The organism is Niabella aurantiaca DSM 17617, assembly GCF_000374125.1.
GTDB lineage: Bacteria > Bacteroidota > Bacteroidia > Chitinophagales > Chitinophagaceae > Niabella > Niabella aurantiaca.
This window is the reverse complement of sequence record NZ_KB893626.1, coordinates 1-16113: the sequence shown is the minus strand read 5'-3', so window position 1 is coordinate 16113 and position 16113 is coordinate 1. Positions and strand designations below refer to the sequence as shown.

Below are 16113 nucleotides of genomic sequence, written 5' to 3'. Positions count from 1 at the left end.
ATATATCTTTACGGATTATTGTCGTTAATAATATTCAACATTTCTTCGTGTATCAACCCGTTTGTTGCAAGGATCCGATGCTGGTAGGGTGAATAGTTGTCTCCATTAAAATCAGTCACTTTTCCCCCGGCCTCTTCCACAATCAGGAAACCGGCGGCGCTATCCCAGGCCTCCAGCTTGTGCTCATAAAACCCGTCGAACCGGCCGGCAGCTACCCAGCACAGATCAATGGCCGCGGCTCCAAGACGGCGCACGGGCACCCCTTCTTTGATCAGGCGGTCAAATACCTGCAGCGGACCGTTTTCCATATGAATATAAACATACGGGAAACCGGTTACCAGGCAGGACTTCATCGCCTCTGTTTCCATGCTCACCTTTATAGGCTTTCCATTCAGGGTTGCGCCCTTTCCTTTTTCCGCAAAAAACAGCTCATTCATATGCGGGTTGTAGACCATCCCTAAAATGATCTCCTTTTTATATTCTACTCCAACAGACACACAGTTGAGAGGCAATCCATGTGCAAAATTGATGGTGCCGTCCAGCGGGTCGATGATCCATTTATATTCCGGGTCTCCCGCCAGCTCCCCGCTTTCTTCCGTTAAAATAAAATGATCCGGGTAATGGCGCCGGATCACCTCAATGATGGCTTTTTCAGATGCATGATCTGCATCCGTAACCAGGTTGTTGCGACCTTCCTTATGTTGTATGGAAAACGACTGTTGAAAATAACGGGTCAGCTCTGCTGCGCCCGCCCTTACTGCTTCTTCTAAAACTGTTGCTAACATAGGGCCAAAGATAGCAATTTAGCCATCAGCCGGACCTTTATTGCTAAAGGCCGACGGGTGAAAACTGATGGGTGGCTACAGCATTCCTATTTTCACATCTCCACACTCTCAAATTTTCAAATCATCCGGAACGGAATTCAGTTATTTTTGTGCACAGCTCCTGCTTTTTAAAATGACCCTTTCCATTATCATAGTCAGTTATAACGTTAAATATTTTTTAGAGCATTGCTTGCGGTCCGTGCTGCACGCTTCAGAAAAGATAAGCACAGAGATCATTGTTGTTGACAATTGTTCTTCAGATGGCAGCCTGGAGTATCTGCTGCCTCTCTTTCCGCAGGTATCCTTTATTGCCAATAAGGAAAATGCCGGTTTCGGCAAGGCCTGTAACCAGGGTCTTGCCCGTGCAACAGGAGAATTTGTCCTGTTCCTGAACCCGGATACCCTTATTCCCGAAGATTGCCTCAAAAAAACCCTGGCCGTTTTTGAACAGGACCCCGCAGTGGGGGCCCTTGGCATACGCATGTTCAATGGTCAGGGCCTGTTTTTGAAAGAGTCCAAGCGCGGGTTCCCTTCCTTATCCGCATCCTTCTTCAAACTATCCGGTATTCACCGCCTTTTTCCCGGCTCGCGAATATTTGACCGGTACTATTTGGGGCACCTCGATGCGGAACAGGACCAGTATGCCGAGGTGCTGGCCGGAGCATTCATGCTCATTCCCCGGCAAGTTCTTGAAAAAACAGGTAGTTTTGATGAAGCCTTCTTTATGTATGGTGAAGACATTGATCTCAGCTACCGTATTTACAAAGCCGGGTATAAAAACTACTACCTGTCCGCCCCGCCGATCCTTCACTTCAAGGGAGAAAGCACTGCAAAAAACAGCCTGAGTTATATAAAGAACTTTTATACAGCCATGGGCATTTTTGTAAGCAAGCACCACAAGGGGCCCGGACGCATCGGACTTCGCCTGCTGGCGCACCCGGGCATCTGGACGCATGCTTGCGTAAGATACCTTTCCGGAAAGCTCCGCCCCCGGAAAACGAAGGCTCCGGCAGAAACCCCCTCCCGGATCATTGTTGGCTCCGCAATATCCGCCGGCAGCCTGATGCAGCATTTGCCCGGAAACGACGCCCGCACCACCGTCCTGTCGCCGGATGAAAAGCAACTGATCGCCATCCTCAGGGCACAACCCCGTGCCCTGGTATATCTTTGTGAACAGGACCTGAGCTTCGCTGCCCTGATCGGGATCGTACGTAAGACCTGCCACCGGCAGCTGCACTTTTACAGTGGTAGCAGCATCATTACCGGCGGCTGAAGTAACAATGTGGAAATTTGAGAATTCGGAAATAAAGATCCGTTACCATTCCATCGCCTTCCCGCCGGTTGATATTCCGCACCAGGCACAAAACGGGAATTGATGTGGAACTTTAAACCTTAAACATGAAACACGCTGCAGGGCGGCGCTAACAACTGTATGGTTCCTATCGGTTTTATGGTTACCTTGCAGGCCTTGTACTCCGCTTTTGAGGGGAACATGTATGACTGGCAACAAGCTGTTCCATCCTTAAAAAAAGCGGCTCCCGCATGGTACAAAGCACTGGCTGATACTGCTTTGTTAAAATTGATAGGAACATATGTACAAACGGTACAGTTTATGTTTATATTAGTAGATCGGCGTTCAAAATTGTATCTTTGCTGGTTACAGTAGTTAGTAGAATATGGCATCAATAATAGATATTAAATTACCGCGATCGATTGCCAGTGCGCTGCGACTTCCTAAGCGTAATGCAAAAACACAGCAACAGAAAGTATTAAAAAAACTATTAAAAAAGGCAAGATTTACAGAATTTGGCCAGGAATACAGATTTGACGAGATCCTTCTTTCAAAAAACGTTGAAAAAAGCTTTCAGCAGCTGGTTCCGGTAAATGATTACAATAAGATCTATGAACGATGGTGGGTAAAAACACTGGAAGGGAAACCCGATATTACCTGGCCCGGAAAGATCAAGTACTATGCGCTCAGCTCCGGCACTTCTGAAGCCTCCAGCAAATACATCCCGGTTACGGAAGACCTGCTGAAAAGCAATACCATTAACTATATCAAACAATTGATCAGCGTTTTCGGCTATAAGCAGGCGAATAAAAAATCATTGACCAAAGATTTTCTGATCATCGGCGGTGCTACCAACCTTCAAAAAGGAGAAGCCGGCTGGTTTGCGGGCGATCTGAGTGGCATCCTTGCAAAAAAGCGCCCGTTCTGGTTCCAGACCTTTTATAAGCCCGGCGGCCGGATCGCTGCCATTGCCGACTGGAACCAGAAGCTGAATGAGATCGTAGACAATGCCCACAAATGGGATATCGGCTATATTGTAGGCGTGCCGGCCTGGTGCCAGATGTGTATGGAGATGGTTATTGAGCGATATAAACTGGCCAATATTCACGAGATATGGCCGAATTTTGGCGTTTTTGTACACGGAGGTGTGGCATTTGAGCCCTATAAAAAGTCCTTTGATAAACTGTTGGGTAAACCGATCGTTTATGTAGAGAACTACCTCTCGAGCGAAGGGTTTATTGGGTATAAAATGAAGGAAGACCGCGGCATCCAGCTGGTGACCGACAACAATATATTTTTTGAATTCGTACCCTTTGATAATTGCAATTTTGATGCAGAGGGCACAATGGTGGATCATCCGGAGGCCAAGCTCATCGATGAAGTGGAGATCGGCAAGGAATATGCCCTTTTGATGAGCACCAACGCCGGCAGCTGGCGTTACCTGATCGGAGATACCATAAAATTCCTGGATAAAGAAAAAACAGAGCTGATCATTACCGGCCGTACCAAGCATTTTTTAAGCCTGGTGGGCGAACACCTGAGCGTTGAGAATATGAACCGGGCGATCCAGGATGCCAATGACCACTTCAACATCAGCATACATGAATACACGGTTATCGGCTTTCCCTATGAAGGCTATTTTGCGCATCGCTGGTATGTAGCCACCAGCGATCCGGTAAACCATGAGGAACTGATCGCGTTTATAGATAACAAGCTCCGTGAGATCAACGACGACTATGCAACAGAACGGACCAGTGCTTTAAAGGAAGTCTTTATTGAAGTATTGCCCCCGGAAACATTTATGAAGTTTATGGAGCTAAAAGGCAAACTGGGCAGCCAGCATAAATTTCCCCGGGTGATGAAGGGCCGCATGCTCCTTGACTGGGAAAATTTTTTAAAAACAGGGAAAATTTGATCCCCTTTTTAAAAACTTCGGCTATATTGTTATCCAATTATGATTGAAGCCTTTATTAAAGGAATAACCATGGGTTTGCTGCTCTGCATTGCAGTAGGGCCCGTACTCTTCTCAGTCATCAAGCACAGCATTAACGTAGGACACAGGGGCGGGCTGGCCTTTGTGCTCGGTGTTTCCGCCAGCGATACTTCCCTGGCCTTTATCAGTAATTTCTTTTCGCAGTTCTTTACCAGCCTCAGTTCGCAAAAAGTGGCCATCAGTATCGTTGGCAGCACTTTCCTTATTGTGCTGGGTATTTATTATGCTTTCTTTAAAAAGATCCGGATCCGTGACCGCATCAAAAGAACACCACCGGTTTTCCGCAAACGCGATTACCTCCAGCTGTTCCTTTCCGGATTTTTTCTGAACACGCTCAATCCCGGCATTTTTATTTTCTGGCTTACGGCGTCCACCACCTTCATTACCCATACCATTAACGAACGCATTGTTATTTTTGTAACAGCGCTGCTCATTGTTTTGGGCACGGACATTGCAAAAGTAATGCTGGCCAATAAGATCCGCACAAGGCTTACCCCCCGCAATATTCACCTGCTCAACCGCATCAACGGTTTCGTGCTGATGTGTTTTGGTATCGCACTCATCATACGGCTGGTGATCTAAAATGCTGTCCCGCCTGGTATTTTTATACATTTAACATATATCCGGGGTCAAATAATCTTATTTTTGTTAAGAGGCTGTATTTGAATCATTAAGAAATTAGCCTCTTTTTGATTGGCATGAATAAAGGATCCGTTTGAATAAGATGAAGGTTCTGAAAGGCATATGGAAGTGGGGCAAAAGATTATTTGTTGTACTGTTTGTGGGCCAGTTGATCTATATCGTACTGCTGAAATGGGTGAACCCGCCCATTACTTTTACACAGATCGGCAGCCTGTTACATGGCCGCGGGTTTCACCAGCAGAACCGGCCGGCTGCAGCTGTTTCTGAAAACGCCCGCCTGGCGGTGATCGCATCGGAAGACCAGCTGTTTCCCGATCATAATGGTTTCGACTGGACACAGATACAGAAGGCCATTGAGTACAATCAAAAGAAGCCGGGCAGGATCCGGGGCGCCAGCACCATCAGCCAGCAGACCGCAAAAAATGTGTTCCTGTGGCAGGGCCGGGGCTGGATCCGGAAGAGCCTCGAAGCTTATTTTACTTTTATGATCGAAAATATCTGGGGTAAAAAACGGATCCTGGAAGTGTACCTGAACGTGGCAGAAATGGGCAGCGGTATCTTTGGAATTGAGCAGGCGGCGCAAACCTATTTTAATAAACCGGCCAGATCACTGACAGCCTTTGAGGCGGCAGCCATTGCAGCGGTGCTTCCCAACCCGGTAAAGCGTAAGGTAAAACCCATGTCGCCCGAAGTATCAAAGCGCGCCCGGGAGATCGTACAGCAAATGAATTTTCTGAAACCCGACCGCGACATCCAACGCCTTATCCGGCGATAGGCTGCTGTGGCCGCCGTTTTGGATCGATGTTCCGGCTTTTAATGCGTTAACGGGATGTTTCCTTAGACAAATCCTCCACTACTTGTTCCATGTCTCCGATCAGTTTTTTCCAGTACGCATGATCGCCCTCCAGCGTACCCTTTTTTTCCAGGAAGGCTTCGCCATTGTCTGCTACCTGTCGGTAAAGAAGGTGCCCCGCTCCTAATGGTGAAAACGTAGATTTTATACGGTGCAGCAGTCGTCTTGTTTCTGCCACGTCTCCTGTATCCACGGCTTGCTGCAACTCAAGATGATCCTTTTTCCATTGCGCTTTTATCTCTGCCACAATATCATTTACCGCATTCATATCGTGGTCCAGCAGATCCCTTAAATACTGAAGATTATTGTATGGGGCTTCGGCATTATTTGGTAGGGGCTCAGTCATGATCGCCAGCATTTTTGTCCATTTGTTATGACGGTTAAGAGTATCTTTTTCTGACAGGGCTACGTTCCACAGGCAAGGTAGGGCACTCCCCTGCTGCAGTATGCTAATTGTTTGTCTGTTTTTTATAAAAGATGCAGCTTTGCAAGCAAGGCATCCTTATAACTCTCGGAAACGGGTATCGGTTGATTTTTAATATAAACAAGCCGGTTCTCAATGTATTCCACCTTATCAATAGCGATCACATAACTACGGTGGACCCTTACAAACTTATCCGGCGAAAATTTATCCTCAATTGTTTTAAGGCTCCCATGAACCATATACATTTTGTCGGGCAGGTTAAACTGCACATAATCCCCTTTTGCCTCCATCCATAAAATATCATCCACGTTGATCTTACGGATCACCTTATTTTCTTTTATAAACAGGTGTTTGGGCGTTATGGCATCCGGTTGCTGCGACTGCTTAAACCGGATCAGCTCCTGTACCCTGTCAATAGCGGCCAATACCCGGGTCAGTGTAAACGGCTTTACCAGGTAATCCAGCACATTCAGCTCAAACGCTTCAACGGCGTATTGCTCCTTTGCCGTTGTTAAAATGGTATGCGGCCGGTTTGGTAACAGCTTCAGCAGATCCAGACCACTCATTTCCGGCATTTCAACATCCAAAAACAAAATATCTACATGATTGGCTTCTAAAAAACTTTTGGCTTCCAGCGCGCTTTCGCATTCGCCAACAACGTTTACATTATTTATATTTAGAAGAATCTTTTTTAAAATAACCCGCGCTACTTTATTATCGTCAACCAATAAGCATATAAGAGGGCCGTTCGCGTTCATTTATATAGTCTAAGGTTGCCTAAAAGTACGAAAAATTGATCATTTGCAGAAATTGACGGCCTTTTAAATTACAGAAACTTTTTATATAAGCGGAATTCCCAATAAAAAGGGCCGTCCAAAAGGACAGCCCTGGGAAAAATGATTTTTTACCGGTCTATTTAAACTGGGGAATGATGCTGTTCGACAGTTCCACCATTTGTTTCACTCCTTCTTCCGGCAGGTTTCCTTTTTTGAACTCCGCCAGCACTTCAGGGTATTTATTCTCCATTTCCAGCAGGAAATGCTCTTCAAATTCCTTTACTTTATTTACCGGTACATCTTTAATCAGACCATTGGTACCCAGGTAAATGATGGCTACCTGCTTTTCTACCGGGTAAGGAGAGTACTGGGGTTGTTTCAGGATCTCTACGTTCCGCGCTCCTTTATCAATTACATTTTTGGTAGCGGCATCCAGGTCGCCCCCGAATTTTGAGAACGCTTCGAGCTCCCGATACAGTGCCTGGTCCAGCTTCAGGGTACCGGCAACTTTTTTCATGGATTTGATCTGTGCGTTACCACCTACACGGCTTACAGAAATACCCACGTTGATCGCCGGACGGATACCGGAGAGGAAGAGTGAAGATTCCAGGAAGATCTGACCATCGGTAATGGAGATCACGTTGGTGGGGATATACGCAGATACGTCACCCGCCTGTGTTTCGATGATCGGCAGCGCCGTTAAGGATCCGCCACCTTTTACCAGGTGTTTGATCGAATCCGGCAGATCGTTCATTTCTTTAACGATCTCATCGTTGTTGATCACTTTTGCCGCTCTTTCCAGCAAACGGCTGTGCAGGTAGAATACGTCTCCGGGATATGCTTCACGGCCCGGGGGACGGCGCAGCAGCAGGGATACTTCACGGTAAGCCACGGCCTGCTTGGACAGATCATCATAAATGATCAGCGCCGGGCGGCCGGTATCGCGGAAGTACTCACCAATGGCAGCGCCCGCAAACGGAGCATAGAACTGCAACGGAGCCGGGTCAGAGGCGGAAGCCGCAACAATGGTGGTATATTCCATTGCGCCATTGTCTTCCAGGGTCTTCATCACACCGGCAATGGTGGATGCTTTCTGCCCGATGGCCACATAGATACAATATACAGGTTTCCCTGCTTTGAAAAACTCTTTCTGATTGATAATGGTGTCAATGGCGATCGCGGTCTTACCGGTCTGGCGGTCGCCAATGATCAGTTCCCGCTGGCCACGGCCAATGGGGATCATCGCATCGATCGCTTTAATACCGGTTTGCAGTGGCTCTTTTACCGGCTCCCGGAAAATAACCCCGGGGGCTTTGCGCTCCAGCGGCATTTCATACAGTTCACCGGAGATCGGTCCTTTACCATCGATCGGCTGTCCCAGCGTGTTTACCACACGGCCGGCCATTCCCTCACCTACTTTAATAGAAGCGATCTGGTTGGTACGGCGTACTTTAGATCCTTCTTTAATATCCTTGCCTTCACCCATCAATACCACCCCTACATTGTCTTCTTCCAGGTTCAGGGCAATGGCTCGTACACCGTCCTCAAACTCAACAAGTTCACCATACCTTACATTTCCAAGGCCATAAACGCGGGCAATTCCATCACCCACCTGTAATACGGTACCAATTTCCTCCAAATCTGCCTGGGCATTAAAATTGCTCAGCTGCTCCCGAAGGATGGCACTTATTTCGTCTGGTTTTATTTCCGGCATAAATAATGATATTTAATACATTGTTGTATAGAAATACGGCCTAACGCCCGTTTTCAGGCTGCAAAAGTAGTGTATTACGGGATTCCTAACAAAAAATAAGGAAGTGAAAATTTTTTGCACATAGTGGGGCCCGCTACCCGGAGAAGCGGGAAACCTTCCCGGATAAGCGGATGCACCATAGCAGGAGGGTTGCGCGGTGGTCCTGAGGGCAGGAACAGGTGATTCCGCGCTATATTACCAGCACCCCTTCAGCCACAAAACGTACCTGCTTTTCCGGTTGCGTAATGGCATCTATTTCCGCCTGTGGTTTTTTGGCGTCCTCTGCATAATGTTTGAGCTCGTTTACTGAAACCAGCTTCTGACGGGCCACCCCGTTCAGTACCACGGTTTTGCCGGCAATGGCTGTGGGCACAAAAAAGCCATAATCCTTGAATTTAACCAGCACCCTGGTCCTGTCCGGAAGCTCCATGGTCATCCAGCAGCCTTTCTTCGGGCAAACTGCCAGGATGGTCCCTTTTATTTTAGTGCTCAGGGTATCTTTTTTATCGAGCTTCAACGCCAGTTCGTTCAGCGAAAGCGCGCCGCGGGCAGTGATCTTTTCACCATAGCTATCTCCCTTTTTTGCTTCGCCTGCGGGAGGTTGCGCGTATAAGAGCATGCCTGCAAACAGACAGGCCATTAACAGGCATATATTTCTCATAATTCTAAAAGTTTTAATATTAAAGGCATTTATCTATTTTTTCTGCCAGTTTATGATCCTTTTCCGTAACCACATCCCCGGCATCGTGGGTCGAAAGCCAGATCTCTACCGTATTATAAGTATTGGTCCAGGTGGGGTGATGGTCCATTTTTTCGGCGGCCAGTGCCACCCGTGTCATAAAACCAAAAGCTTCATTAAAATCTTTAAAGGTGAGCTTCCGGTATAATTTGTTGTCGTTTTCTGTCCACATATAACTGTTTTTAAAAGATCAGGTAATCCTTATTCTTTATTTTTTCGTTCGTAAGCTCGGTGATCAGCTGTACCCCGGGGATCTCCCGAAGCCAGGCTTTTACCTGCTCCAGGTACTCATCCGTTACCGTGTCATTTTTCATCAGCCACAAAAAATCGAGATGTTTGAATTCCGGCAGTAAAAATTCCCCATCGTACAGGTTATTATATAAATAATGACAAAGGGAGCTGTTGGGATCGCGGTATTCATACACCGAGAAAAAGTAAAGCCGTTTTTTCCGTTTTAATTTGATCTCGATATCGTGATTGATCCGGAAATCCAGTTCCAGTAAATTGTTCAGGTTCCAGCAAAACTTGTAATCCTTTACCGTTGTTACGATCCCCAGGAGCTTGGTGTCTTCAAAAAACTCCTCCGTGATCTGATCGGTATTTAAAGATAGTTTTACGGTGGCCATGAATGAACGGTTTTTCCGGTAATAGCGCAATAGAGCGGCCTCTTGCGGAAATGATGCTGTAAAGGTAGCAAATAATGCGCCGGTACGAAGTCTGGCACCGGCTTTTTAATTTTCCCGAGCCGGAAGATGATTCCCGGGTGTGTTGCCCGCAGGGGCAAGCCGTTCGGCCCATTTCAACGCTTTTGTTCCAAGGACCGGGCGACCTTTTGCGGAAAGTCATTCTTGTAACAAATGGGTTACCCCGCTTAGACTTCACCCAGCACTTACCTATCGTGGATCTTTTGCCATTCACCTGTGGCTGCATTACCACTGAAACGCTGAAGACTTTATGCCTCTGACAGATATAAACCCTAAAAAAAATTTATTATCTCCTCCAGCAGAATTACCCGTGAAGCAAAAATTCTGGGGTCCTGCGATTCCGTAGCAGCTTGCGGGTGACAGGGAGACCGGGGGAACCCTTAGCTCTGGTGTGAGTCGCACCGGTCACAGTGTCCCACCAAATCAGCAGAAATCTACGCCATTTGCAAGGCGTTGCGTTCCTATCAATAAAATTAGCGATCGGAGCAGCCCTGCATTTGTTGTACATTGAGCCTGTATCCTCACCGGGATCTCATTGATCAATGATCTAAAAACCAGCACATCATGTCACAACCCATTTCCCGATACCATTTTATGGCCGACTGGGGCGGATCCCGCGCCGGCTTTGCCGAAATATCCGGTCTGAATATTGAAATAGAACCCGTTCTTTTCAGAGAGGGCGCCAGCCCGGAAGACCAGATGCGGAAGATACCCGGCCTGCGCAGCTACTCCAACATCGTCCTGAAAAGAAATATCCTCAAAGGAGATAACGATTTTTTTGACTGGATCAATACCAAACAAATGAACAATATCCAACGGAGGGATATCACCATCTCGCTGCTGAATGAAAATCATGAGCCCATCGTTATCTGGCGGGCCAAAAACGCCTTCCCGGTAAAATATACCGGCCCCATTCTATATGCAGGAACCGGGCAACTGGCCATGGAAAGTCTGGAGCTGACCCACGAGGGGCTGACGGTTGTAAAAGTGTAACCCATTTTTCATCATAGGTGGTTCCGGGATAGCAACCGTCCCAGCGCTACAAATAAGGCAGACACCAGCAGGAACCCTCCCGCCAGTACAACACTGTTCAGCAGGGTCCGCTGAAGGCCCAGCGATGCTACATCCACAAAAGGATAGGGATAAAAACCGGATCCTGCTCCCCGGAAAAAGATACAAACAGCATATACCGCAGGATAGATCAGCCATGCACCAATGCCCTTGTAACGCAGCCCGGATTTGGGCACAGCTATCAGCCAATACAGGATAAACAACAACGGTACCCCTACATGAAGCAATTCATCCACCAGCCATTGCCAACCATGGGGGTTCCATAAATGGCGCAGTACCAGGTTATAAACAAGACCCACAACGGTTATATAAACGGCAACAGCCGTAGCGGTAGCCGGTCGTAAGAAGAACATTCCCGGCCGGCCTGATGGGCTTAGGAGCAGCAGGGTACTATAAACCGCAACCAGTATATTGGTAAGGATCGTGTAATAACTAAAAAAGCGCAGCAATGTTTCCCCCGGCGGATTCTTTGTGTTCTGAAACATCAGGTAAAGCTGAAGGATGACCGCAAACCAGGCAATGACCGCTACCATGATCACCAGCCCGCGTTTTTTTATCGTATGATTCATAACAATTGATGTTCCGGGTTTTTAACTATCCGGATAGGGTTTAGTTGTTCCGGATATATTCCAGCGTTAGTTGCAGATGATAATAGCTCGGCTTTATCAGTCCCAGCCGGGGATTGTTCAGATCACTGATGACCAGCATCGTCAGCGAAACCGTTATAAAATAAATAAGCGGCACCATATAGTGGACCTTTTCCCTTACTCCATTCATAAACCCGACCAAAAACCCGATCAGTATGGATACTACGATGAGCAGGAAGATAACAAATGCAGGCGTCCGCTCATAGTTGGAGTAGGCAAAAAGCGACACGGTATCCTGCAACTGGTCAAAATACGTTGCTATTTTATCGATCGCAGGCTGATCGTTTTGTTTTTTCAGGGCCACCAGGTCCGCCCAGTATGCATCACTTTGTTCCTTGGCATTGTAAAAAAAACGGATGTCGCCGGATCGCTCATAAGCCAGCTGATTCCTCAAAAACTCCTGCAGCATATTTTTCGTGTAAAGCCGGAATGAGTCGGGCATTTCCCTGCTATGGCGGTAAAGGGCATCTATATTATTTGCTTCTTTATGTAAATATGCATACCGTTCCCGGTGGGCGTTGCCCGCCTGGAGGAACGTGAACGAAATGATCAGGCCGAATATGCCTACAATGGAATTTTCGATACCGGAACTCTCCCAACGGGATCTTTTCCGGTAACGCCCCGCATACCAGATACCTCCGGCAATGCTGCAGCATAATAAAACAATGTAAAGACCGATCACCCAAAGAGAGTCCAGCATACCTGACGCCTGTTTGATGGTTACCATAAAAAAACCGGAAGGCCTGGTTCCGGTGTCATTTTCTGTTCCGCACCATTTTCGAATTTACAAAAAATCCACGGTATTCACGCTTAACCTGATTATGCCCGTTTGCTCCAGAGTACTGTAATGCTTCTATAAACATGCTTTCGGGCCGCTCCACGTCCCTTTTATAATCGTTCGCTTGCCCGTCGTCCTGCCGGATCCCGGAGGATCTCATAAACAATTTTTTCTGCTTCCAGCCTGCCTGCAACGCCTCGTTCGAACGAAGCAGAATGCCCTTTATGGTTTGAGGGTTCCTTTAAGACGATAGCCGCAGATCTTAAAGCCTGCTTTTAACAGTGTTGCCCTGGAAGCCCGGTTATCAATATTGCACCGCGCAGCCGGCATCCGGTTGAGGCTGTACGCTTCATTTTTCAGTTCCTGAACGATCAGCGCTCCCAGACCCTGGCGGCGAAAAGGTTCCCTTACCTGCGTGTAGATATCTGCATACGGCATATTGTAATTCAGCATCAATCCGCCGCTGGCAACAATTACCCCCTCTTGTTCCAGCACATGCGTACTATCATCATCGCCCATGTCATCTGTTGCCGCCCGCGTGCGGAACGAAACACCAGGCACCATCAGCAGGGTACGATGGCCGTCTTCAAAAAGCACTGCTTCAGCCCGGATGTCGTGGGTGCTTTCATAAAACATGGAAGTCAGTAACCAGTCATTGGTCTGGCATTCCACCAGCGTGGCATTGCTGACGCGCCGGAAGGCGTTGAAGACATCACCGGCAATTTCCCGGTAAGGCGGGATCAGGTAAAATTCAAAAATAGTGTCACGATCCGTTCTTTTTTCCGACCCCCACACAGCACCATACCCTACTGCAGCTCCCTTTGCTGTAAAAAGATAAAGATCGGCCCACCCATAAGTATGGCATTTGTTGCAGATGAACTGGAAACCGCCCTCATTCAGAAAAAGTACCCGTAACGGCTCAATCACATCAGCGGTTGTCCTTGTTATATGGAGCGCCATAAGCGGAGGTTAAAAATTTATCCGTTCCTGATCCCTGTTCCTTATTACAAAAATAAACTGTTTATGCCTTTACTGCCGACAAATAGACCCAAGCAATAAAAAACAGTTGCAGCGGTACCCGGAACCATAAGTATGAGGGCCCGCTTCCCCTAAAGGTAGCGTTCTGATAATCCACATGCATAAGGGCCGCATGGATATTTGCCGGAAGCAGCAGCGCAAAAAAGATCACCAGGCACCAGGCTGCGGGCACCCTCACACCGGGAATAAGCAGGCCCACTGCTGCCGCAATCTCCAGGCCGCCGGTAATATATACGAGCGCGGTTCTGCCCGGAACAAAGGCAGGAAGCATCAGCGACATCCCCTTTGTAAAAACAAAATGCCCAACGGCGGTAAACAGCAACATGGCGGTCATGGCGATCCTTCCGGACCATGCGGGGGAATACTGCCCCTGAAATACTTTCCCTGCCACAAGAGCGGCCACAAATACAAGGATCAGGATCATTAATGGTTTCATTGTTTTTTTTACAAAGTTCTGCTGGCGGTAAATGGAAAACAATGAACCCGGGTTAATAAATCCGCTTCCGGATGCGGCTCAATGCCTGGGGCGTGATGCCAATATAGGATGCGATGTATTTTAAAGGGATTTTCTGAAAGAGCTCAGGCTGTTCGGTAAAAAGATTCAGATAACGCTGTTCTGCTGTTTCGTTCAGCAGCGAAAGTTCCCGCCGGGATTTTTTCAGGAACAGCTCCTCCCCCGCATATCGCCCGATGGCGTTACCAATGGCCGTTTGCCGGTACACTTCCTGCAGATCATCATAGGTTAGCTGCCAGAGCACCGTTTCTGTGAGAGTTTCTATATAGTAGCGGGAAGGCGACCGGGTAAGGAAGGAGTCATAGCCACTTACAAACCCGTTGACAAACGCAAATGAAAAGGTAAGCTCCCGTTCTTCCCGGTCCATATAAAAACGCACCACTCCTTTTTCGATAAACGACAAATAATGCTCTGTCTGGCCAGCCTTTAAAAGCAGTGTTTTTTTATTCTCGGACCGCCTTGCCAGTTTTGAAGCAAAGAACTCCCAGTCAGCATTGCTCAGCTGCACGTTCTTTTCAAAAAGCCTCCGGATCTCTTCCATTTGTATACGGGCCAGATTTGTTCAACACCATTTTGCACAACAGCGGTGGCCCTTCTCCGGGCTAAAAATACAGCTTATCCTCTTTTTATGATCCCTTTATTCCATATGCAAAATAATAGAGGGTTTCAATAGCCGGCTTCCTGCAATTCCTTTATCTTTAAACCGGCAATCGCGTGTACATGCATCCACTGTTAATTCAACACATCCATGCGCTGGTTCCGCTAACCAGGGAGGAAGAGGAGCAGATCACTGTGGCTTTTCACCAGAAAAAATTGAAGCGGCGGCAATTTCTGGTACAGGAGGGCGATGCGTCCCGCTTTTTGAGTTTTGTGACCAGCGGCTGCCTGCGCTCTTATTTTACCAACGACAACGGACAGGAATACATCATCCAGTTTGCCATAGAAGGCTGGTGGCTCAATGATAACGAAAGCTTTTTATTCGATACGCCCTCAACATTCAATATTGAAGCGCTCGAAGACACCGTATTGCTGCAGATTGACAAACCTGCACTGGAGCTCCTGTTTAAAAACATTCCGCAACTGGAGCGTTTTTTCCGCATCCTGTATCAGCGCAGCTTTATCATGCTGCAAAAAAGAGTGATCGCGGCCATGAGCCAGACCGCGGAACAACGCTACCTGGACTTTTCTGCACGGTACCCCGAGATCGTTCACCGTGTGCCCCAATACCAGCTGGCCGCTTACCTGGGCATGACTGCAGAATTTCTCAGTAAGATCCGTCATGGTATTGCTGCCAAAAAATCTTAATCCAGTTCAAGCAATTTTTTTGTACTGCTTCATTTTTTTTAAATGCGCAGCGGAGCATTTTTGTTCCTGTAATCATTTAAAAAAACAAATATGGAATTTCCCGTTCAAACAGGCAGCATCGCTGCCGCAATCCTCCGGCTTACCCTGGGCCTGGTAATGCTCCCACATGGCTGGCAAAAGCTTTCCAACTTCCGAAACACCCTGTATCATTTACAGCAGGATTATAATGTTCCCTGGCTGTTTGCCATCCTGGTCATTCTGATAGAATTTATTGCCCCGCTTTTTTTACTGCTTGGCTTCGGATCCCGCTTTATGGCGCTCCTGCTGATCCTGCTTATGGCAGGGGCCATTGTTATGGGCCATCACTGGCAGCATGGATTTTTTATGAACTGGTTCGGAAACCAGAAAGGCGAAGGTTTTGAATACCACCTTCTCGCAATAGGCTTAGGTATCGGTATTGTCCTCCTCGGAAGTGGCGGATGGTCGGTTGACCAGCTGATCGGAAAACGCTGATGACGCCGGCAGCAGTACAAAAATGGTGTATAACATTTTTGGGGATTTTTATTGCTTTTGCTACTAAGAAACTGTTTAAAAATAATATTTGGTCCCCCTTATAAGCGCCATCCGGCGCGTCGTTGTCGTTAAAGCCGCGCTTTAGCACGGCCCTAACGAAGCCGTAATTTCATAAGTGCCATCGGCACGGATCATTATGCCCCGGGCCCATGGCTCTCTGTTGCTCTTTTGGACGTATAAACGGGTTG

19 protein-coding genes are annotated in these 16113 nt (G+C 47.5%); 7 read left to right on the top strand and 12 right to left on the bottom strand.

Going from position 1 to position 16113, the window contains the following annotated elements; translation table 11 throughout:
* Positions 1-8: 8 nt before the first annotated feature.
* Positions 9-785 carry an inositol monophosphatase family protein gene (locus tag B160_RS0105065; RefSeq protein ID WP_018626798.1) on the bottom strand — a complete coding sequence of 259 codons (777 nt, stop codon included), beginning with the start codon at positions 783-785 and terminating at the stop codon, positions 9-11.
* Between the two features lie 172 nt (positions 786-957).
* Here B160_RS0105065 and B160_RS28465 point away from each other — a divergent pair, with 172 nt between their 5' ends.
* From B160_RS28465 to mtgA, 4 genes are all read left to right on the top strand, one after another.
* Positions 958-2097, top strand: a complete 1140-nt coding sequence (locus B160_RS28465) for a glycosyltransferase family 2 protein (protein WP_018626797.1) — start codon at positions 958-960, stop codon at positions 2095-2097.
* Positions 2098-2500: 403 nt separating this feature from the next.
* A complete protein-coding gene (locus tag B160_RS0105045) occupies positions 2501-4030 on the top strand; it encodes a GH3 family acyl-acid amido synthetase (RefSeq protein ID WP_018626794.1) in 1530 nt (509 codons plus the stop codon).
* Positions 4031-4069: 39 nt separating this feature from the next.
* Entirely contained in the window at positions 4070-4690 is a 621-nt protein-coding gene (locus B160_RS0105040; RefSeq protein WP_018626793.1) for a LysE family translocator, read from the top strand.
* Positions 4691-4832: 142 nt separating this feature from the next.
* A complete protein-coding gene (mtgA, locus tag B160_RS0105035; RefSeq protein ID WP_018626792.1) occupies positions 4833-5525 on the top strand; it encodes a monofunctional biosynthetic peptidoglycan transglycosylase in 693 nt (230 codons plus the stop codon).
* A gap of 46 nt (positions 5526-5571) precedes the next feature.
* Here mtgA and B160_RS0105030 read toward each other — a convergent pair whose 3' ends face one another.
* The 6 genes from B160_RS0105030 to B160_RS0105005 all read right to left on the bottom strand — a co-directional run bounded on the left by B160_RS0105030 (position 5572) and on the right by B160_RS0105005 (position 9921).
* Positions 5572-5949, bottom strand: coding sequence for a hypothetical protein (locus B160_RS0105030; RefSeq protein WP_157557920.1), 378 nt, complete (start codon positions 5947-5949; stop codon positions 5572-5574).
* 122 nt (positions 5950-6071) lie between these two features.
* The gene (locus tag B160_RS0105025; protein WP_040679516.1) at positions 6072-6785 is read right to left on the bottom strand and encodes a LytR/AlgR family response regulator transcription factor; all 714 of its coding nucleotides are present in this window, start codon (positions 6783-6785) and stop codon (positions 6072-6074) included.
* Between the two features lie 154 nt (positions 6786-6939).
* On the bottom strand, positions 6940-8517 hold the full coding sequence (gene atpA / locus B160_RS0105020) for a F0F1 ATP synthase subunit alpha (RefSeq protein WP_018626789.1): 1578 nt from the start codon (positions 8515-8517) through the stop codon (positions 6940-6942).
* A gap of 229 nt (positions 8518-8746) precedes the next feature.
* Entirely contained in the window at positions 8747-9217 is a 471-nt protein-coding gene (locus B160_RS0105015) for a DUF4920 domain-containing protein (protein WP_026309532.1), read from the bottom strand.
* 19 nt (positions 9218-9236) lie between these two features.
* Positions 9237-9467, bottom strand: coding sequence for a 4a-hydroxytetrahydrobiopterin dehydratase (locus B160_RS0105010; protein ID WP_018626787.1), 231 nt, complete (start codon positions 9465-9467; stop codon positions 9237-9239).
* A gap of 10 nt (positions 9468-9477) precedes the next feature.
* Complete coding sequence (locus B160_RS0105005; protein ID WP_018626786.1) at positions 9478-9921, bottom strand: IPExxxVDY family protein; 444 nt, start codon at positions 9919-9921, stop codon at positions 9478-9480.
* A gap of 642 nt (positions 9922-10563) precedes the next feature.
* Between B160_RS0105005 and B160_RS0105000 the strand changes: the two genes are divergently transcribed.
* Positions 10564-10992, top strand: a complete 429-nt coding sequence (locus B160_RS0105000; protein ID WP_018626785.1) for a phage tail protein — start codon at positions 10564-10566, stop codon at positions 10990-10992.
* Between the two features lie 11 nt (positions 10993-11003).
* On the opposite strand, the gene B160_RS0104995 is transcribed toward B160_RS0105000, so the two are convergent.
* The 5 genes from B160_RS0104995 to B160_RS0104970 all read right to left on the bottom strand — a co-directional run bounded on the left by B160_RS0104995 (position 11004) and on the right by B160_RS0104970 (position 14588).
* Positions 11004-11639, bottom strand: a complete 636-nt coding sequence (locus tag B160_RS0104995) for a Pr6Pr family membrane protein (protein ID WP_018626784.1) — start codon at positions 11637-11639, stop codon at positions 11004-11006.
* Positions 11640-11679: 40 nt separating this feature from the next.
* Positions 11680-12417 (bottom strand): bestrophin-like domain, encoded by a 738-nt coding sequence (locus B160_RS0104990; protein ID WP_157557919.1) that lies wholly within the window; start codon positions 12415-12417, stop codon positions 11680-11682.
* A 300-nt stretch (positions 12418-12717) separates the two neighbouring features.
* The gene (locus B160_RS0104980) at positions 12718-13455 is read right to left on the bottom strand and encodes a GNAT family N-acetyltransferase (protein WP_018626781.1); all 738 of its coding nucleotides are present in this window, start codon (positions 13453-13455) and stop codon (positions 12718-12720) included.
* 61 nt (positions 13456-13516) lie between these two features.
* The gene (locus B160_RS0104975) at positions 13517-13969 is read right to left on the bottom strand and encodes a DoxX family protein (protein ID WP_026309531.1); all 453 of its coding nucleotides are present in this window, start codon (positions 13967-13969) and stop codon (positions 13517-13519) included.
* 52 nt (positions 13970-14021) lie between these two features.
* The gene (locus tag B160_RS0104970) at positions 14022-14588 is read right to left on the bottom strand and encodes a Crp/Fnr family transcriptional regulator (protein WP_018626779.1); all 567 of its coding nucleotides are present in this window, start codon (positions 14586-14588) and stop codon (positions 14022-14024) included.
* 179 nt (positions 14589-14767) lie between these two features.
* On the opposite strand from B160_RS0104970, the gene B160_RS0104965 reads away from it, so the two are divergent.
* The gene (locus B160_RS0104965) at positions 14768-15352 is read left to right on the top strand and encodes a Crp/Fnr family transcriptional regulator (protein ID WP_018626778.1); all 585 of its coding nucleotides are present in this window, start codon (positions 14768-14770) and stop codon (positions 15350-15352) included.
* A 90-nt stretch (positions 15353-15442) separates the two neighbouring features.
* Positions 15443-15865 (top strand): DoxX family protein, encoded by a 423-nt coding sequence (locus tag B160_RS0104960; protein ID WP_018626777.1) that lies wholly within the window; start codon positions 15443-15445, stop codon positions 15863-15865.
* Positions 15866-16113: the final 248 nt, after the last annotated feature.